Raw genomic sequence first — 18,745 nt, forward strand, 5'->3', positions numbered from 1 at the left:
GTCGTGGTCCTCATGGCCGCAGTCCGGCCTTGCGGAGGAAGGTGATCGGGTTTTCGGCGTTGTCGTTGTTCGCCGGTGGGGCGCTGTGGTGGACCTCGAAATGGAGGTGTGGTCCCGACGAGTGGCCGGTGGAGCCGACCCAGGCGATGAGTTGTCCGGCGGCGACTCGCTGGCCCGCGCGGACGTTGAGCCGCACGGCGTGGCAGTAGCGGGTGACGATCCGCCCGGCGTGGCCGAGGTTGATGCGCAGGCCGCAGCCGGGCAGGTTGAGGCTGCCGGGGCGGTCGCAGTAGGCGCTGGTGCATCCGGCGTCGAGAACGGTGCCGGCGGCGGCGGCGTAGATCGGGGTGCCGGTCTTGGCCATCAGGTCCACGCCGGCGTGCAGCCTGCCCCAGCGGTTGCCGAAACCGCTACCGACGCTGTAGGTGCCGGGCTTGAGAGGAAGGGTCCAGCCGCCCGGTCCGACCGGGACTCCACCGGTATTGGGCGCGCCATACTTCGCCAGTCGCTCCCGGACCTTGGCCGGGTAGTCGTGAGCGAGGCCGGCGGCCGGCACACCCCCGGCGGCGAGCACGCAACCGCGGCCGCAGAAGTAGCCGGCCCACGCCAGGTCGAGTACGTCTCCGCGCAGCCGCTGCGCCTCGACGTTCTGGGTAGCCCATTCGACCAGGTCGCACATGAGGTGCCCCATCGCGAGGATCGCGTCTTCGGCGTCGAAGGGGGAGTTTCGTCCGTCCTCATCCCGGTCCCCGCCCCAGGTTTCCCAGGTGCCTTGCTGGAACTGGGCGATGCCCATGGCGTCGCCGCCCCGGCTGGCCGGGTTGTGGGCGACGGCGTTGGGGTTCCAGCTGGACTCGAGGTCGATCTGTGCGGCGATTTCGGCTGGGCCGATCCTTGGGCACAGCGCGCCCGCCTTCAGCACCCAGCTCAGGTACTGAGGTGGGACCGGGGCGTCCGGCCGCAGGGGTGTGCCCTGGGTTGCCGGTGGTGTGGCCGTCAGGCCGCCACCGACCGCGCCACCGATGACGAGCAGGCCCGAGCAGCAGACCATGACCACCACCAGCGCGCCGATGGCGAGGAGCATCGGAGTCCGGGAGCGGCCGGCTCCACCGTCGCCGCTCATCGGGCTACCTGACCGAGGTCGTCAAGGTCGTAGTGAGCGACCCGCCAGCCACCATCGTCGCGGTGCAGCACGCAGTAGACGACCTGGGCCTCGGTGGGGCCGCGCCATCCGTCGGCGCCGACCGGGGTGAAGGTGACCCGGGCCGCTCGGTAGGCATCGACGGGACCGTCTGCGGGTTGCTCGTCGGCGTCGATCACGTTTGCGACCGCCGGTTCGGTCGCGGCGCGGTGTGTTCGCCAGGTCGACCACTGGGCGTCGGCTCGGTCCGGCTGGGCATCGACAGCGGACGCCAGCCGTCCTGTCGTGTACGCCGTGGCGCGCCGGTGTGCGGCCTGAGCGCTGGCATCGATGCCGGTGTCGTGGCGGTACAAGGCGCCGGCGAACCGCAGGCACACCTGAGTCGGGTCCTGGTAGTCGGTGCCGGGGTCGGTCGGTGGGCTTACTGACGGCGTTGGCGACGGGCCGGTCGCGTCCGTCGGCGGACGTTCGTCGCCGCCTCCGGGCCGGAGCAACAGGGCCAGCGCCGCGATAACCGCCACCACGGTCGCGACCGCGGCCGCACGGGGCAGCGCGCGCATACCTACCTCCTTGCGGATCGTGATCGCCTCACGAAACCCGGCAAGGGTGGGCGGCAGCGCTACCCGCAACGCCAGCAGCGCCAGCACCTACGTCGTCGCCAACTCCCCCGCTATTGACCAGCGGACATCGTCCAGGTCACAGGCTCGCCGCAGAGCGGGCCTGCCACCTGGATTGAAGGAGTGCGGAATGTTGATCGCGCAGGTTGTCGACGTGGCGCTGACCTATCTGGCCGCGCCGAATCCCGGCGACGCCCCCAACCCGGCGCCCTCGGAGATCCCGGGGCTTGGGCCGGTCGCCAACATGTTCCTCGGCTGGGGCAAGTGGGCGCTGTTGGTCGGTGGCGTGCTGGGCATGTTCATCTGCGGCGGCATGATGATCCTCGGCCGACGCAACCGGTCCGCCACGGCGGTGGACGGCGCCACCGGCATCCCCTGGGTCCTCGGCGGGCTGACCATCGCCGCGATCGGGGCGACCGTCGTGTCCCAGGTGCTGTGACGCGATGACCGACGACATCGCGCTGCGCGCCCGCCGCCGCACCCGGGCCATCGTGGTCGTGGCCAGCGCCGCGCTGCTGACCATCACCGCCGGTGTGACCGGGCTGGTCGTCGCGCTGGACAGCCGGACCGCGCCGGCCGCAAAGCAGGGCAGCGCAGTCCCAGCCGAGAGCGACGAGCCGGACGTCAAGACGGGGCTGGCAGGGCCGGTGCCGATGTCGCCGGGGCCTTCCAGCGAGGTGGCCTGGACCACGGTCGCGGGGGCCGGCGTGCCGGTCTCCGCGACCGCGGGCCCGGCCGACACTGCCGGCGGCCGGGCCCGCGGCTTCGCCCGGACACCGCTGGGTGCGGTCCTCGCCGCAGCGCACATCAGCGTGCGGCTGAGTCCGCAGGCCGGGCCCGCAGTGTTCGAGTCGACCCTGCGCGATCAGGTCGTCGGCCCGGATGCCGCAGCCCTTGCGGACCGAGTGGAGGACGACTACCAGCAAGCGCGGGCACAGCTCGGGCTGCCACACGGCGAGCCAGCCGGCCGGCTCTACTCCACGATCCGCGGTTACCGCATCGACGTCGAGTCCACGGACCGAACCACGGTACGGCTGCTCATTGAGGGCCCGGGCGGATCCGGCGGCTCCGTGCTGGTGTCCCTGGTCGCCGAGTTGCAGTGGGTCGACGGCGACTGGTCGCTGGTCGCTCCGGCCGATGGCGACTGGTCGACCGCGACATCGGTGGTCACCGACGCCGCCGGATTCAAACGATTCTCAGACGGGGGCTGACATGTGCACCCCTTGGGACACAACGTGCATCGCCGCAGAGGTCGCCAACACCGTCGCCAACGGCATCTTCGGGCAGGTGGGTCAGATGCTCGTCGCCGCGGCGCAGTGGCTGATCAACATCTCCGCGAGCTGGTGGGTGATGGTGCCCTCGATCAGCCTGTACCCCGATCGCGGCAACACCGACCCCTACGCGGCCACCATCGACTCGGTCGCGAACCTGCGGGCGCTCATCCTGCCGATCACCATCGTCATCGCGACCGGCGGCATGCTCTGGAACGGCCTGCTGATGGTGCTGTCGCGCAAGCCAGCCCCCTTGGTCAACGTGCTACGCGGCTTGTGGAACACCGCACTGTGGTCGGCCGTCGGGGTCTTCGGCACGAATCTGCTGCTCGCCGGCACCGACGGGTTCGCCACCTACGTGATCAACCTCGCGCTCGGATCGGTCGGCGAACCGAGCCTCGGCAAACGACTCGGGAGCCTGCTCCTGCCGGCTTTCCTTCCCAGCGGTCTGCCAGTCGGCGGCATGCCGATCGGGTTGGTCATCCTGATCAGCTTCATCGCGATGATCTGCGCCTTCATCCAGGCGATCCTCATGCTCTTCCGCGACGGGGCGGTCCTGATCCTCGCCGCGGTGACTCCGCTGGCCGCATCGGGCAGCTTCACCAACGCCACAAACGGCTGGTTGCCCAAGGTCATGGCCTGGATGCTGACCTTGATCTTTTACAAGGACTTCGCTGCCATCACCTACGCGGTGATGATCTGGATGACGGGCGAGAACAACTCCAACGACCCGCGCATCCTCCTGTTCGGCCTGGCGATGATGGTCGCCGCCCTGGTGGCGCTCCCGGTGCTGCTGAGGTTCTTCAACTGGACCGTCGGCTCGCTGCAGAACGGTGGTGGCGGCCTGGGCATGCTCGCCTCTGCCGGCGCGGCCGGTATGCACGCCGCCGCGTCCCTGCGCGGCTCTGGTGGCGGCTCGGGTGTCAACGAGCACGCCCGCTACCTGAGCGACACCTTCGACCGGGGCCAGGGCCCGGGTCCCGGTTCGCCGTCCGCCCCGAGCCCTGGCCCGGGTCCTGGTCCTGGCCCTGGCCCGGGGCCGTCCTCTGGACCGAGCGGTGATGTGAAACCGCCGATGTTCCGGGGGGACGTCAGCTCCGGGCAGGTCGCCAACGTCACGTCCGCCAGCGGCTCAAGCACCGCCGCTGCGGGTGCCACGACGGGTGCCACGACCGGCGCCGCGACCACCGCCAGCGCGGGAGCGACGACCGGCGCCGCGACCAGCGCGGGCGTCGCGGCTTCCGCCGCGACAGGTCCGGCGGCCCCGATCGTTGCCGGGGCGGTCGTCGCGGTCAGCACGGCCGCCAACACAGCTCGCGCCGCCGCCAACAGCGCCGCCGGCGCGATGTCCACCTCCACGAAGGACGGGTGAGGATCCGATGACGCCTACTGAGAGCCAGGTACGCACGTACGGCGGGTGGCGGCGTAGCCGGGGCATGGGGCTGATGGGCCTGGGCTCCGGGCAGACGCTGATGGTGCTCGTCGCGCTCACCGTACTGATCATCTCGGCGTCGCTGGGCCCGACCGCAATGGCGATCGCGGCCGGGCCCGCGCTGGTGATCATCGGAGGAACCGTACTTCGCTGGGATGGCGTACCGCTGCTGCACGGAGTGCTGCAGCGAGTGCGCTGGGGGTGGGGGTCAGCACGTGGCTACACGTCGTACCGATCCGGTGTGACGGTGGCCCATGCCCAGGCTTGGCGGCTACCAGGGCTGCTGGCCCCCACCACTTTGCTCGCCGTCACCGACCCGGCCGGGGACTTCGGGCTGGTCTGGCACAAGCGGGTCGGCACGATGACGGCCACGGTACGGACGGCCGCGACGTCGACCTGGCTGGTCGACCGAGATCAGGCGACCTCGTGGGTGTCCAACTGGGGTGGGTGGCTGTCCTCGCTTGGATATCTGCCGATCGTGCGCTGGGTGACCATCACGGTGGACACCGCGCCAGCGTCCGGCTCGCGGCTGGCTGACTACGTCGCCCGGCGCGTCGCGCCGAACGCGCCGGCGTCCGCCCGACGGGTGCTCACGCAACTGGTCGAGACGAGCCCGGCGGCCGCCGCCGACGTCGAGACCCGGGTGAGTATCACCTTCGACCCTGCCCACTCCCCTGCCCGGCCCCGGAATCTCGACGAGTCCGTCGCGGAGATCGGCCGCACCCTGCCGGGCCTGATGGACTCACTCGGCAGCTGCGGGGTGACCGTGCTGGGTCGGACCACCGCCCAAGACCTCACCGCGACCGTGCGTAGCGCCTACGACCCGCTGGCGCGTGGCGACGTGGCACGGCTCATCAGCGGAGACGACCCCGATCCGGACCGTTGGCTGGACTGGGACACGGCCGGGCCGGTCGCCGCCGAGGAGCACTACGACCACTACCAGCACGACTCGGGCTGGAGCGTGTCGTGGGCGTGGCACGAGGCCCCGCGGGCGCAGGTACACGCCGACGTGCTGTCCCGGTTGCTTGCCCCTGGTCCGTATCCCAAACGGGTCAGCCTGGTCTACCGCCCGTTCTCTGCCGGGCAGGCGGCCAACATCGTGGAACGGGAGGTCAACGCCGCGGCGTTCCGCGACGCACTACGAGCGGCCCAGAAGCGCGACGAAAACGCCCGCGACCGCGCGGACAAGGAACGCGCACTGCGCGCGGCCCAAGAGGAAGCCGCTGGCTCCGGCGTCGGGTTGATGTCGATGTTCGTCACGGTGACCGTGACCGACAAGGCCGAACTCGGTCGAGCCATCGCCGACGTCGAGTCCCGCGCCGAGGTCGCCAAGATCCGACTGAGGCGCCTATGGGCCAGCCAGGCGGCCGGCTTCGTGACCACTCTGCCGTGCGGAATCTGCCCCCCGCAGATGGCCACCCAGTGGCCGCGCTGACCGGGACGGAATGAGGAATCCCTTATGGACAAGGATGACTACGCGCAGGTGGCCGACGCTATCAGGAAGGCCAGAGCGGAACTGATCAGCCCGAATGGCCCACTGGGAGACAGCGCCAGCCCTCGGACAACGGCCACCATCGCAGACGCACGCGCGGTCCTCGACGTCTTCGTCCAGCAGTTCGCCGATCACTTAGCGTCGACCACAGGCCCCGCAGGGCTTGACCGTGACCGATTCGTCGCCGCTTGTGTCGCAGCGCTCGACCAGCCCATGGTTCTGGACCCGATCGACGAGTTCAAGGTCTGGGAGCGCGAGCACTTCAAGACCCGCTACGAGCAGAGCCGGATCCCGGTGGCGCAGTTAGCCCGCGAGATCGGGGTGAGGGAAAAGCACCTGCGTGACGTGCTGCGGGAGGCCGGAGTGCGGCTAGGACGTCGCGGCCGACCACCAGCCACCACAGCATCCCCACCGGCGGACGGTCAGGCCCATAGCAGCGGCGCGGCCGGCAACACCGCTCATCCCCCTGCGCTGGCCAAAGCATTCCACCCACCCGGACCGCTCACCGGGACCAGCACACTCCCAGCGGCCACCGCGCATCCCACCCACCCGCCGCAGCCGACCACTCCCACGCGCCGGACCCGCTAACCGGGACGGGGACCGCCTCCATGAGCGCTACGACACCCTCACTAACCGGCCGAGACGACAACAACGCCGCCGCGGCGATCAGCAGTCCGGACACCAGACGACAAGTGTCCCGCGCGCGAGACGACATCTTCGGATGATTCCTACAAGTGAGGAGCTACCGATGACCAACCACGACTCCACGGTGGACGCGCATACCGGCGGGACGGTCGCCCCGTCCTGGGGATTCCGCATTCCCGGTGCCGGCCGGGTCAGCCACCTCGCGCCGGGAATGGAGTACCAGGGAACGACCGTGCAGTTGTGCGGGATGTATCCCTTCGTGGCCGGATCCGGGTCGCCGATGCTCGGCGTGCCGATCGGCCGGCACATGCTGTGGGGCGAGGTCCTCTGCCTCGACCCGCTGGCCTGGCTGAACGCCGGCTTGGTGACCAACCCCGGCATGTTCCTTCTCGGCCAGCCGGGCGTGGGCAAGAGCTCGTTGGCCAAGCGCCTCATCACGGGTCTGGTCGGATACGGCACGCAGGCCCTGGTCCTCGGCGACACCAAGCCCGACTACACCCGCTTGGTCAGCCACCTGGGCGGGCAAGTGATCCGGGTCGGCCGCGGGCTGGACCGGATCAACCCGCTGGACTCCGGGCCGCTGGGACGCGCGCTGGCGCGGATGAGCGGTCCGGACGCCGACCGGCTGCGCCTGGAGATCCGAGGCCGCCGGCTGTCACTGCTGCTCGCGCTGTGCACCCTGGTGCGCGCCGGCCGGGTCACCAACCCGGAGGAGGTGATTCTGGGCCGCACCGTGGACGTGCTTACCGCCCGGCTGGACCGTGAGCCCACGGTGCCCGACGTTCTCGGGCTCCTCGAGGAAGGACCGGACGAGCTTCGCGCCGCCGCCCGGGCCGGTTCGCCGGAGGAGTACCAGCGGCGGGTCGCCGAGTTGATCCCCACCCTGGCGCTGCTGTGCGAGGGTTCGCTCAAGGGCGTGTTCGACGCCGAGACCACGACCCCGATCGACCTGGACGCGCCGGCGGTGTCGGTGGACATCTCTCACGTCGCCGCCGCCGGTGACCAACTCGTCGCGGCGGCGATGCTGTGCACCTGGGCGTACTCGTTCGGCGTGGTCGACGCGGCCGCAGTTCTCGCCGATCAGGGCCTCGCGCCACGGCGGCAGTTCTTCGGCGTCATGGACGAACTCTGGAGAGCGCTGCGCGGCGCCCCCGGCCTCGTCGACCACGCCGACGCCCTGACCCGGCTCAACCGCCAGCGCGGCATGGCCTCGCTCATGATCACGCACAGCCTGGACGACCTCGACGCGTTGCCCACCGAGGAGGACCGAGCCAAGGCCAGGGGCTTCTTCGAGAGAGCCGCGATCAAGGTCATGGCCGCGCTGCCCGGCCGGGAGTTGGACCGGATCAACCAGATCACCCGCCTGTCCGCTCCGGAGCGGGAAATGGTGTCCTCCTGGGCCGCACCGGAGGCGCTGTTCGCCGGCAGCGTCCACCCGGGCCGCGGCAAATACTTGATCAAGACCGGGGAAAGGCCAGGGCTTCCGGTCGCGCTGACACTGGTCGGCGACGAGTGGGACCTATACGACACGGACATGGCGGTACGGGGGACCGATGTGCGGTCGGTGGCGCGGGCGGGGGGTCGGCGATGAGCCTGTCCCAACACCCGGTGCAGCCGCGCTCCAGCGCCGGCACCATGCCGCTGACTCCGTTCGTGCTGCTCGGCGCGGTGTGGGGGGCGATCGCGCTGGCATGGCTGGCGTGGGCAGCCGGGGCGCTGACCTCGGCGATGACGAACCGTCCCGGCGGGCCGGCTTTCGGCGCTCCGTTCGTCGATGGGCTGCTGCATGGCCAGTGGGCCGTGCTGTATCCGCACGTCAATCACACTGCCGTCGCGGTCGTCTACGGCGTGCTGGTGGCGGCCGCCGCGGTACCGGTGACGGCTGGCTGGATCATCTGGGAGCGTCGGCGCACGCACGCCGGCGACCCGCTGCCGTCGATGGCCCGTCCAAACGAGGTTGCCGACCTCACGCCCGCCGGGGTGACCAAGCGGGCGTTGCAGCTGCGGCCCAGTCTCGGCGGCACCCCGGTCAAGAAGATCGCCGGCGCCGACCTCGGCGTTGCGCTGGGCACGATGTTGCTGCCCGGCCGGCGCGGTCCGATGCTGCGGGCCTCCTGGGAGGACGGGGTGCTCGCGGTGATGGGCCCGCGCGCCGGAAAGACGACCTCGCTGGCGGTGCCGTTGATCCTCGACGCCCCCGGGGCGGTGGTGGCCACCTCCAACCGGGCTGACGTGTGGGCAACGACCCGCGCCGCCCGGGCCCGCGTGGGCCGGAACTGGGTGTTCGACCCGCAGGGCATCACCCGCACCGGACAAGGCTGGTGGTGGAACCCGCTGAGCAGCATCAGTTCGGTCGAGGACGCCTCGCGGATGGCGTCGCACTTCGTGCAGCCGATCAAGCGGGACAAGGGTGAGGACTTCTGGCTGTTGGCCGCCGAGGATCTGCTGACCAGCTTCTTCCTCGCCGCTTCGGCGAGCGGTGGGGGCATGGCCGACGTGCAGGCGTGGCTGGCCGACGCCGGCGACGACGAACCCATCGGACTCCTGTTCGACGGCGGCTTCCCCGAGGTGGCACGGGCACTGCGGGGCAGGCAGAACGGTGCGCCGGAGACCAGGGACGGCATCTACGAGACCGCCCGTACGGCGGCAAAGTGCCTGCAAGACCCGCGCATCATGGCCTGGGTCAACCAACCCGGGCCCGAGGCGGGTCTCGACCAGTTCAACCCGGACCTGTTCCCGGTCAGCCGCGACACCCTGTACCTGCTGTCCAAGGACGGCGCCGGCTCCAGCGGACCGCTGGTGGCGGCCCTGACCGACCAGGTCATGCGCCACGGTGTGCGTCGCGCCGAAGCGCGCGGCGGCCGTCTCGACCCGCCCATGCTGTGCATGCTCGACGAGGCGGCGAACATCTGCCCCCTGGCCGACCTGCCGCAGCTCTACAGCCATTACGGCGGCCGGGGCATCATCCTGGTCACCATCCTGCAGACCTATCAGCAGGGCACCACGGTGTGGGGCGACCGGGGCATGGGCACCTTGTGGGGAGCCGCCACGGTCAAGCTCATCGGCGCCGGCGCGGACGATCCCCGGTTCGCCGCCGACGTGTCCGCGCTGGTCGGAGAGCACGACGTCGCGACCCTGTCGATGACCCGAGATGGCTCCGGCCACATGTCGCGCCAGGTCAGCGTCCGCCGGCAGCGCATCCTGGGCCCCGAGGACATTCGGGCGCTCAAACGCGGCAACGCGATCCTGCTCGCCTCCGGCGCGCGGCCGGCGATGCTGGAGCTCAGCCCTTGGTACCGCCAGCCGGCCGCGACCACGCTCACCGCCGAAACCGCCGCGGCGATCGCCCAGATCTCCGACGCGGCCGAGCGGGAACGGCTCGTCGGCGACCTGGCCGCCGAGGGAGTGAAGCTACCTCCGCTGCCCGCCCCGGCCGTCATCGGGCGCGCACCTCAGCCGGGCACCGGGGCCCCGGGTGGCGTTGGGACTGAGGCGGGGCGGGAGCACCCGGGCGGAGGCGCGACCGGCGATGCCGACGGCTCTGGCGGGACCACCAACTCGATTCGCTCGACCACGTCGCGGGTGCCGCACTTCCGTGGCTCGGCACGGCGACCATGAGCGGCCGGGACGACCCCGATCCGCGGCGGCTGATCGCCGCGCACGAGCTGGCCAACGAGTTCTACCGCTCCCACCTGACCGACGAACCTCGGGCGCTGGCGTACCTTCGCAGCCGCGGCATCGTGGCGGCGACCGCCCAGGACAAGCCGTGGACCATCGGCTACGCGCCACGCGGCTGGGTGGTCCTGCGAGAGCATCTGCGGGCTGCCGGGTTCAGTGACGCGGAGTTGCTCGCCGCCGGGCTGGTCACCACCGCCCGCAACGGCAACCTGATCGATGTGTTCCGCGACCGGGTCATGTTCCCGATCCGCGATGGCGACGGTCAGGTCGTCGCGTTCACCGGCCGTGACCTGTCCGGCCGGCCCGGCACGCCGAAGTACCGCAACACCACCAGCACGGCGATCTACTCCAAGAAGAGCGTGCTGTACGGGCTCGCGGAGCAACTCCGCGACGGAGGAGTCCAGCCCGACCTGGTCATGATCGTGGAAGGTCCCGCGGACGTGGTCGCCGTAGCCGGGCTGCGCCACTCGCTGCCCGATCACAACCACCCGTATGTCGCGGTCGCCCCGTGCGGCACCGCGCTGACCGCCGAGCAGGTCGCGCTGCTGGCCGACGCGGTCCCGTCCGGCACCCCGATCGCTGCCGCGTTCGACGCCGACGCGGCGGGGCAGGGCGCGATCGACAAGTCCTACCAACTGCTCCGCGGCTGGTCAGGGCCGGTCGAGGCCATGTCACTTCCGGCCGGGTCGGATCCGGCGTCGCTGATCGCCGACGGGCCGGTGGCCGCGGCCGCCGCTCTCGCCTTGGCTCGCATGCCGCTGGTCGACCTGGTCGCCGAGCACCGGATGACCCCGCACCTGAACCGGCTCCAGGAACGACTGGACGAACTGGCGCGCTTCGGTAGGGATCCGTCCTCGGAGTCGTTCCAGATCCGCCTGGACGCCCTGCACGCGGTGGCGCCGCTGCTGGCGGAGGTAGGCGACCGGGATGCGGAGGCGGCGGCACGGCTCACCCACCAGGTGACGCTACGACTGGACCTCAACCCGTTGACCGTCTTCGAGGCGATCTACCCGCCTGCGGACGACGAACTGGTCGACCTGATCGGCGATCCGGAGCAGGAACCCACGCTCGATCCGGCTGCGCTCGAGTCAGCCGCCGGGCCAGCCGAGGCTGGACCGGCCACACCGATGAGCGGCGCGGGGTTTCCCGACCCGCAGGTCGTGGGCCACCAGTACGCCCGGACCAGTCCGACGGGCGCGGCCGCGACCTGGGTCCAGCACGATCCGAGCACCGGCCACACCGCCTGGGTGATCGCCGAGGGCGCGGGCGACACCGCCGCTGACCGCGACGCCGCCGCGCTGGCTGGCGAGATCGCCGGGCGGGTCGCGGTCCTGGTCGGCGCACAGCGGGCCGTCGAGATCGCCCGCACCGCGGTCAACGCCCACTTCGCCGCGCTCGGCCCGGCGCAACAGGGCAACGCCAGCATCGTGGTTCTCACCTCGTTCGACGGCAACCGACCGGTCGCGGGGCGCGAGAGGTTCACCGTCGCGTGGGCCGGAGACGCCCGCGCCTACGCCATGACGCCCCGGTGGATAGGCCCGCTGACAATTGACCACACCCTGCGCGGGCAGGCCGGTCCCGGTGCCCCGCCACGCGCGGGGGACGGCGCGTTGACCGCATCGGTCCGCGGCGGGGCGATCGGCGTCAACCGGATCGACGTGCCGGTGACTCGGATCGTGCTGTCCGGCCGGTCGCTGTCCGCCGCGACCCCGGCGCAGTTGCGCGAGGCGCTGGAACGCCATCAGCCCGCTGCCGGGGCCGCCGCCCTCGGCCGGCTCGGTGGCCCGTCGGCTGTCGCGCTCGTGGTGAGGCCTCGTCCGGACCGTGTCCGCGACACCATGACCGCCGCGCGCCTGGCGCGCCAGGACCAGGGGCCGACGACGGCGCCCGGGCCGGGCAAGGCGCAGTCGCGGGAGCGGGCTCGCCGGGTTGCGCTGCCCGCCGCTCCGGCGGCCCGCCGCGCCAGCTGAGCCACCACCAGTGAATCGTGGGAGGTGGCTCAGCGTCGTCTGATCTGCGGCGCTGTCGGCTGCTGAGCCGCCCGGCTCCGGGTTCGGCTCGCCTGCCCGACCGGCTCCGCCGGGTTCTGCGGATACCACTGCCCGGCCAGCTTCGCCGGGTTCGTCGGACCACCAGCGGCGGCCGCTGCCCTCACACCGGGCCGTTCCGCGACGTCGGCGCGGGCCGCAAGGGCGCGGGTCGCGGTGCCAGCCGCCCGCAGCCCGCCGAGCAACTCGGTGAACCTGGGGTGCTCCGGCGGGGCGGTCACCCAGTGCGTGGTGCGGATCAGCTGGCCGGGCTGGCGGATCAGGCGCCCGGTCGCGGTGAGCACCCCGCCGCGGCCGTGAGCACGCAGCATCGCGTCGTGGAGTTGGTCGGCCAAATCCGGCATCCGAGAGAGGACCTGCGCCGTGCCGGTGCGCCACGCCGAGCGAGTCGCCTCGTCTGCGGTCCAGGGGGCCGGGTCGACCCACCGGCCCGCCGGCCGCAGGTGAACCTGCAACCACGTCGCCACCCCGGACATGGCAGCGGTCAACGTACTCGAGTTGCCGCGATCCGGCACAGGGCTGCGCAACTCGCCGGCGAACTCGAGTACGCCCCGCCACGGTCGGGCCGTCGTCGCGGCCAACTCGTCAAGGACGGGTGTCCCGGTGGTGTCCGCCTGCACGTGCCCAACAAACCGAGTGATGGCCACCGCCGCGGCGGCGGCACGGACCACCTGCTGCACGGTCAGTTCGTCGCCGCGTCGGGTCAACCACGCGCGGGCGGCGTCTACCGCTGCCACGCACTCCTGCAGGGAAGCCGGGGCTGCCCACCGTTGCGGGTCGTCGACCGCAGGCCCGATGGCCAGGGCGCGGACCGGTGCCTGAGCTCCGTGACCGAGGCCGACGACGGTGCGCGCGTCGTTGCGCAAGGCGCCGTTCTTCGTCCTCCAGGCGTCTTGCTCGGCGGCGGCCAGCAACCTTCCCAGCGGGGCTGGCGCCTCCTCCGGCCACAGCCAGCGGACCAGGCGCACGTCCATGTCTACGGCGGCATCCGCGAGGCGCGCGACAGCGGCGAGGTTGTTCTCGCGGCCGACGCCGGCGAGCAGGGCGATGCCGTCTGCGGTGTTCGGCTGGTAGGCGTCGCCGGGCCCGGTGTACGGCCCGGTGTTGCTGATCAGGATGTCGCCGGCGGTCTGTAGTGCCTGGTGGGCGTTGTGCAACGCGACGGCGACGGGTCCGATGGGCGGGATGTTCCCGGCGCCCGCGCTTGCCGTGACCGAGTGCGCGGTCGCGTAGCGCAGCGCCGTCGCCAGGTTCGCCGCTGCCGTCTGGTTTCCGCCGGGCCGCTGTCGGTCATCCGGGACGACACCGCGTTGCGGCAGGTCGGCCTCCCGCACTCCGCCGACGGCCACGACCTGCCGCTCCACGCTGCGGTAGAGCTGGATCCTGGCCAGTGCGGCGGATGCGCGGACGGTGGCGTCGGGCGGGGGCGGCTGGCGCAGGGTGGCATGGGCGCGCGCCAGTTGCGCCGCTGCGGTTTCGAGGTAGTCGCCGTAGTCCATGTCAGGTCAGCTCCGCGACGGCGTCGTCGAGCCGGTGCGCGACCTGGGCCCAGGTCAGCCGACGCCACCCCGGGCCTGCCTCGCCGCTGGCCGCGGTGGCGTACAGATCGGCCAGCCGGCGCACGGCGGTGGTGACCCCCTCCCGCAGGCCCGGGTCGCCGGGTGCGGGCAGGACAGGACGGGCCGCGAGGGTGAACTGCTCGGAAAGGTCGAGGCCCTCCTGGAGTTGGCCGATGGCGTCGGTCATCGCCACGGTGTAGAAGTCCCAGTCGGCGGGCATGGCCGCACCGGGGGCGACGCCGGCGTACCCGGCGAGCAGCAGGGCCTGCTGCGCGTCGGGCCCGTCGAGGTTGGTCGCGCTGTTCAGCCGGGCGGTCGCGTCCATCAGTGCGGTGAGGTAGTTGTTCATGGGCGGCACTGTCCGCCTCCTCCTGTGCTTGGGCAAGCGAAGTGTGGTCGGTCTGTGGATAGGCGGAGCGGCGTCGAGGCTGTGGACAACCGCGACAGCGGTCCCCCGCCGGTCAGTCCCACCAGCCGTCCGGGGCCGGATCAACGGCGGCGTCCGGCGGCGATTCGTGCTTGCCGGCTCGGTTGCCCTCCGGGTGGCGGCAGTTGCGGAACGGTCCGTCGATGCCGAGCAGGATCGGCAGGTGGTGATCGAGGTCGAGCCACCACCCGGATTTGGCGGCCGGCTCCCACCGGGCACCCTCCCAGGTGTTCCACAGCAGCGTGAGCCGGGCGATCGCTTCGGCGTGCTGCCACCACTGCGAACACCACCGGATGCGGGGGTTGCCGGGCACCCTGTGCAGGAACATCGGGGCGAAGTAGCCGCCCACCCAGGCTTCCACGCTCGGATACAGCGGCGGCTGAGCCTGCGGCTCCTCGGCCAACTCGGCGGCGTCCGGGTCCTCGAGTACGGAGTAGGTCATCGCGTCCTCCCTGCCGCGCGCGTCTGGCTCTGCGTGCTGGTGGTGGTGGCCGGGCGTTTGCCGGCCACGTGAGGGGGCAGCGCCCCGGGGTGGTTGAGGCCCTCCGGGTACCACTCCCCGGCGAGTTGCGCGGCGTTACGGGTGCCGGCGGCGGCGCTGTACCGCTCGCCGTCTCCGGTGGCGACCTTGTTGTCGACCAGGCCGGTCGTGTGTTCGTTGACGGCGGTGGCCGGGTTGTCGGGCGCAGCGGCGTCCGTGCGGCCGTCGGCGAGTTCCTGGCCGGCTTGAGCGGCAAGGGTTTCGCGCAGCGCCTGCGCGGCAGCGGCGCCGCCTGCGCCGAGCCGGTTCAGTTGTTCGGCGTAGTCGCTGGGGTCGACGCCGGTGGCCAACCGGATCTGCTCGTCGGTAACGGCGGCGGCGAAAGCCGCGTCTCCGATCACCTCGTCGCCGGCGTGCAAGGCCCCTGCGCGTCCGCCCCCATGGGCGCGCATCACCGGCGTGCGGGCCATCTCCTGCGCCGCGGTGCGCATCGCGTCGGCGCGTGGCACACCCGCGCGCACCGCCTCGTCGTAGAGGTCCATCGGCCGCGGGTACATCTCCCGCAACCGATCCTCGACGCGCTCGGCGGCCTGGGCGTACTCGGGCGCCTCGTGCTCGCGTGCCCGCGCCGTGCGCCAGACCGTGGCGAGGTCCAGCAGATCCGCTCGGGCCAGCCAATCCGGATCGGCTACCTGCCCGACGACCCGTTGGTCGTGCTCCGCGCGCTGCCGGGCCGCGTACTGGGCAAGCTTGTCGCTCTCGCCGCCCAGTTTCTGCGCTTCCCGATCTCGCCTCGCCTCGTCGGTGTGCTGTTGCTCCTCGCGTCGTGCCCGGCGGCGCATTTCCTCGGCGGCCAGCCGAGCGCTGGCCTCCGTGAGCGTCGAGAGCACGGCGATGCCCTGGCCGACTCGCTGGCCAAGCTCAGCGGCCAGGTCAGCATGTTGGTCTTGCCCAATCCGATCCATCCACCCCTCCCCGGGGTCGCGTCACCTGCTGCGGCCCGTGTTGGTGGACCGGGCCTGACGTCGACGATCGTGGGCTGCGGTTGGTGGAGGGGTTGACGGTGGCGTTGGTTGCGGCGTTACCCCCGCGTCCGCCACGGTCGGCGACGTCGCGCCATGCCGGGTGCCGGCCGTACGCAGCAGGCGGGCGGCGGTGCGCGCGGCGCGCACCTGGTGCAGTCGCTGCTGGCTTTCGCGCATGTCCGCGAGGGCGTCGGCCAGCAGCGACATCTGCATGACGAGACGGAGCGCCTCGAACACGGCCTTGTTGTCGCTGAGGTGGCCGGCCAGTTTCATCAGCCGCGACATGGAACGTAGACCCTCGGCTCGGCGAGTACGCGGAAGTGGACGCCGGTACGGCTCGCGGGTGGCTCGGTCGAGCGCACGGGCCGCGCGGTGCAGCGGCCCTCGCGGGTTGTCACCTTCCATCATCCGAGCGGTGACGGTGAGAGCGTCGGCGGCCGCGTACGCGGCCGCGCCGGCGGCACCCTGGCCACCGGCGGTGCGCTGGCGGATGTCCTCGGCAGCGGCGCGCACCTGCTCGGCGGCCTGCTGGTAGACCTCGGCCTGCTCGACGAGTGGCGGGGCCGCCTCGCCGGTCCGGGTCTCGTCCCAGCGGGTCCGCAGCTGAGGCAGGGTCAGGTCGGGCGCCAACCGGCCGCCGCCGTACCAGACCGGCTTGCCATCGGCGGTGGTGTGCCCGTCCAGCGCGACCGCGTAGCCGGTGACCTGTTCGGGGTCGGCGCTGCTGTGCCGCAGCCGGACCTGCAAGCCAGCCGCGCGGAGCAAGTCGAAGAACTCGGCGCTGGTTCCTGCGGCGGCCGCGGCGAAGCGCACCTCCCGGCGCAGCCGGTCTCGCGCGGGTTCGCGCCTACCGGTGCGCCGGGCCTTGTTGACCTCGACCCGGTGCGCCCGGGTGTCGGCGGTGCGGTCGGCAGGCCCCACCCGGTGCAGACCGTAGCGCTCCTCCAGGTCTCGGGCGGTCTGCTGGCAGCGCCAACGGTCGTTGCGTCCCCACTCGGTGCGACGGTCCTGACGGACCAGGGTCGCGACGATGTGGATGTGGTCGTCGGCGTGGCGCACCGCGATCCACCGCACTGCCCGGGCGTCGCCGTGCGGCGCCAGACCGGAGCCGGCGACCATCTCCCGGGCGATGTGTGCCCACTGCGGGTCGCTCAGCATCCGGTCGGAGGCGTGGTTGCGCACCGAGGTGTGCCACACCGTGCGCTGCGGCGGGTTGCGCCCCGCCCGCACAGGTTGTTCGAGCAGATCGACGAGTTGCTGGAAGTCGAGCTTGCCACCCGGGCCCGCCGTCGGCTCGAGTCGGGACAGCGGTCCGGCGCCATCCCACGCGGCCACCAACCGAGGGTCGCGGTGCTCTTCTCGCCGGCCGGGCCCGTACAGGTAGCGGATGAGCCCGCCGACCCGGGTCCCGCGCTTGTGGATCGAGGGGATCACTGGAGCCGCCGGTCGACCATCGCGATCACCTCATCAAGGGCCTGCATCCTGCGCTCGCACACCGCGACGGCTTGCATCAACCAGTCCGGGGCCGCCCCGGTGGCGTTCAGGGCGGCCACGGCCTGGTTCAGGTTGGTACCTATCCGCCCGACGGCGACCCGCGCGTCGAACAACTCAGATTGCAGCTGCGCCAGGCCCTCGCGGCCTCGGTCGAGTGACGCCGGCGGGGTGCCCCTGGCGGCGGCCAAGCCGGCCTCGGCCAGAAATCCCGTCGGTGTCAGACCGGCCTCGTCCGCCGCTTTCTGGAGGTCGACCATCTCCTGCTCGGTGAAGGTCGGGGCGATCCGCCGCGGCCGGCCCGGATACAGGTGGGTCCGGTCACGGCCACGACCCTCTCGCAGCCGAGTGTCGCCATGCGCCATGTCGCCGAGCGTGGCCGTCAGCCGTTGCTGCCACCGTTAGCGGACTCGCTGACGGTCCATGAGCGGAACGCTCTCTCAGGCTCCGACCGCGCCCGGTCGGACCAGCTCCTGTTACAGGAGCTATAACTTGCTCCCCCGCCCAGCCGGCTACGTCGGACGGCTCGGCCACCACTGTGGTCAATCCGAAGGCGCGGCGAGGAAGCCGGGCGGGTCGCCTAGTTGATCTAGCCGCGCCGCGAGCGGTCCCCGCCGGTCGGGCCGACGAACCTCGCCCGCTGACCAGCATCGGGGCTCGACGCAGTGGCGGTCGCCAACCGCCCACACCCCATGACATTGGGGTATCATTATAGTTGTCAGGCGTTGGTCGGCAACCACGCCCGGCACCCAGAAGCCCACCGGCACGGAGGAGAACCATGTCCCGCACCGAACACCTCCGCAGGGGCGCACCGCTGCCGGTGCCGCCGGAGTGGGCGAGCCCGGCCGGATGCGAGTTGTGTGGGCGATTCCACCCCGGCGGCTGCCTCAACCCGGTGACCGGGCCGCCGGCCGGGCTGCTGACCACCGACGACGCGCTCACCCCGCTCGGAGAGGTCGTGGACGCCGCCGCCGAGCATCTGGCCGTTCGTCACAGCTACCTCGACCCCGAGGCGGACGAGTGGCCGGACTGGGTCCTCGCCCAGCTCATCGCGCTGTGGCAGGAGGGACCGTGCGCAGACTGCCCGGTCTGGAACTGGAAGGAGTTGGCCCACCACTTCATGGGCTGGTGGCAGCGCGAGTACGAACGGGCGCTGCCCACGTGGGTCTGCATGTGCGGCGCGGCCTTCAAGGTGTGCGCCACGTGGGGCCGGGCCTGGGACCTGCACCGACCGACCGACGACGGACTGCTCGGCGACGGGGTCGGCGCCGTCCGACTCGACAGCAAGGGGCGGGTGAAGCACAGTGACGCCTGCCCGGACTGCCGCCGCAGCTTCGGCGGCACCGTCGCCCAGCAGGCCGACCCGCAGGGGTCGCTGTTCTGAAAGGACGAGCCGGGGGCGGCGCGAACCCACCCAAACCCTCGCAACATAGGGTAT

Annotated in this window: 17 protein-coding genes; 9 read left to right on the top strand and 8 right to left on the bottom strand. The window is 71.8% G+C overall.

All coding sequences use genetic code 11. From position 1 onward, the window contains the following. Nucleotides 1-10: 10 nt before the first annotated feature. Nucleotides 11-1,123 (bottom strand): peptidoglycan DD-metalloendopeptidase family protein, encoded by a 1,113-nt coding sequence (locus AB0J36_RS13855; RefSeq protein ID WP_363660624.1) that lies wholly within the window; start codon nucleotides 1,121-1,123, stop codon nucleotides 11-13. Beyond that, nucleotides 1,120-1,701, bottom strand: a complete 582-nt coding sequence (locus AB0J36_RS13860) for a hypothetical protein (RefSeq protein WP_363660625.1) — start codon at nucleotides 1,699-1,701, stop codon at nucleotides 1,120-1,122. Before AB0J36_RS13860 ends, AB0J36_RS13855 begins: the two co-directional genes overlap by 4 nt. 187 nt (nucleotides 1,702-1,888) lie before the next feature. On the opposite strand from AB0J36_RS13860, the gene AB0J36_RS13865 reads away from it, so the two are divergent. The 8 genes from AB0J36_RS13865 to AB0J36_RS13900 all read left to right on the top strand — a co-directional run bounded on the left by AB0J36_RS13865 (nucleotide 1,889) and on the right by AB0J36_RS13900 (nucleotide 12,246). Continuing rightward, on the top strand, nucleotides 1,889-2,197 hold the full coding sequence (locus AB0J36_RS13865; protein WP_363660626.1) for a hypothetical protein: 309 nt from the start codon (nucleotides 1,889-1,891) through the stop codon (nucleotides 2,195-2,197). 4 nt (nucleotides 2,198-2,201) lie between these two features. Further along, complete coding sequence (locus tag AB0J36_RS13870; protein WP_363660627.1) at nucleotides 2,202-2,969, top strand: hypothetical protein; 768 nt, start codon at nucleotides 2,202-2,204, stop codon at nucleotides 2,967-2,969. Further along, a complete protein-coding gene (locus AB0J36_RS13875) occupies nucleotides 2,896-4,401 on the top strand; it encodes a hypothetical protein (RefSeq protein ID WP_363660628.1) in 1,506 nt (501 codons plus the stop codon). The genes AB0J36_RS13870 and AB0J36_RS13875 overlap by 74 nt, the downstream gene beginning before the upstream one ends. A gap of 7 nt (nucleotides 4,402-4,408) precedes the next feature. Then, nucleotides 4,409-5,896 carry an SCO6880 family protein gene (locus AB0J36_RS13880; protein ID WP_363660629.1) on the top strand — a complete coding sequence of 496 codons (1,488 nt, stop codon included), beginning with the start codon at nucleotides 4,409-4,411 and terminating at the stop codon, nucleotides 5,894-5,896. Nucleotides 5,897-5,920: 24 nt separating this feature from the next. After that, nucleotides 5,921-6,541, top strand: coding sequence for a hypothetical protein (locus AB0J36_RS13885; RefSeq protein WP_363660630.1), 621 nt, complete (start codon nucleotides 5,921-5,923; stop codon nucleotides 6,539-6,541). A gap of 160 nt (nucleotides 6,542-6,701) precedes the next feature. Continuing rightward, nucleotides 6,702-8,189, top strand: coding sequence for a hypothetical protein (locus tag AB0J36_RS13890; protein WP_363660631.1), 1,488 nt, complete (start codon nucleotides 6,702-6,704; stop codon nucleotides 8,187-8,189). Next, on the top strand, nucleotides 8,186-10,216 hold the full coding sequence (locus AB0J36_RS13895) for a TraM recognition domain-containing protein (RefSeq protein ID WP_363660632.1): 2,031 nt from the start codon (nucleotides 8,186-8,188) through the stop codon (nucleotides 10,214-10,216). Before AB0J36_RS13890 ends, AB0J36_RS13895 begins: the two co-directional genes overlap by 4 nt. Continuing rightward, nucleotides 10,213-12,246: a toprim domain-containing protein gene (locus AB0J36_RS13900; RefSeq protein WP_363660633.1), complete on the top strand. Its 2,034-nt coding sequence runs from the start codon at nucleotides 10,213-10,215 to the stop codon at nucleotides 12,244-12,246. Before AB0J36_RS13895 ends, AB0J36_RS13900 begins: the two co-directional genes overlap by 4 nt. Before the next feature lie 29 nt (nucleotides 12,247-12,275). Here AB0J36_RS13900 and AB0J36_RS13905 read toward each other — a convergent pair whose 3' ends face one another. From AB0J36_RS13905 to AB0J36_RS13930, 6 genes are all read right to left on the bottom strand, one after another. Beyond that, nucleotides 12,276-13,823: a hypothetical protein gene (locus AB0J36_RS13905; protein ID WP_363660634.1), complete on the bottom strand. Its 1,548-nt coding sequence runs from the start codon at nucleotides 13,821-13,823 to the stop codon at nucleotides 12,276-12,278. 1 nt (nucleotide 13,824) lies between these two features. Beyond that, nucleotides 13,825-14,232, bottom strand: a complete 408-nt coding sequence (locus AB0J36_RS13910; protein ID WP_363660635.1) for a hypothetical protein — start codon at nucleotides 14,230-14,232, stop codon at nucleotides 13,825-13,827. Nucleotides 14,233-14,344: 112 nt separating this feature from the next. Beyond that, nucleotides 14,345-14,752, bottom strand: a complete 408-nt coding sequence (locus AB0J36_RS13915; RefSeq protein WP_363660636.1) for a DUF4913 domain-containing protein — start codon at nucleotides 14,750-14,752, stop codon at nucleotides 14,345-14,347. Then, on the bottom strand, nucleotides 14,749-15,756 hold the full coding sequence (locus AB0J36_RS13920) for a hypothetical protein (RefSeq protein WP_363660637.1): 1,008 nt from the start codon (nucleotides 15,754-15,756) through the stop codon (nucleotides 14,749-14,751). Before AB0J36_RS13920 ends, AB0J36_RS13915 begins: the two co-directional genes overlap by 4 nt. A gap of 21 nt (nucleotides 15,757-15,777) precedes the next feature. Then, nucleotides 15,778-17,151, bottom strand: coding sequence for a relaxase (locus AB0J36_RS13925; RefSeq protein ID WP_363660638.1), 1,374 nt, complete (start codon nucleotides 17,149-17,151; stop codon nucleotides 15,778-15,780). Between the two features lie 95 nt (nucleotides 17,152-17,246). Then, nucleotides 17,247-17,672, bottom strand: coding sequence for a hypothetical protein (locus tag AB0J36_RS13930; protein ID WP_363660639.1), 426 nt, complete (start codon nucleotides 17,670-17,672; stop codon nucleotides 17,247-17,249). A gap of 413 nt (nucleotides 17,673-18,085) precedes the next feature. Here AB0J36_RS13930 and AB0J36_RS13935 point away from each other — a divergent pair, with 413 nt between their 5' ends. Then, nucleotides 18,086-18,691: a hypothetical protein gene (locus AB0J36_RS13935; protein ID WP_363660640.1), complete on the top strand. Its 606-nt coding sequence runs from the start codon at nucleotides 18,086-18,088 to the stop codon at nucleotides 18,689-18,691. Nucleotides 18,692-18,745 lie beyond the last annotated feature (54 nt).

Origin of the sequence: Micromonospora sp. NPDC049662, assembly GCF_040675055.1 — a bacterium.
Classification (GTDB): domain Bacteria; phylum Actinomycetota; class Actinomycetes; order Mycobacteriales; family Micromonosporaceae; genus Micromonospora.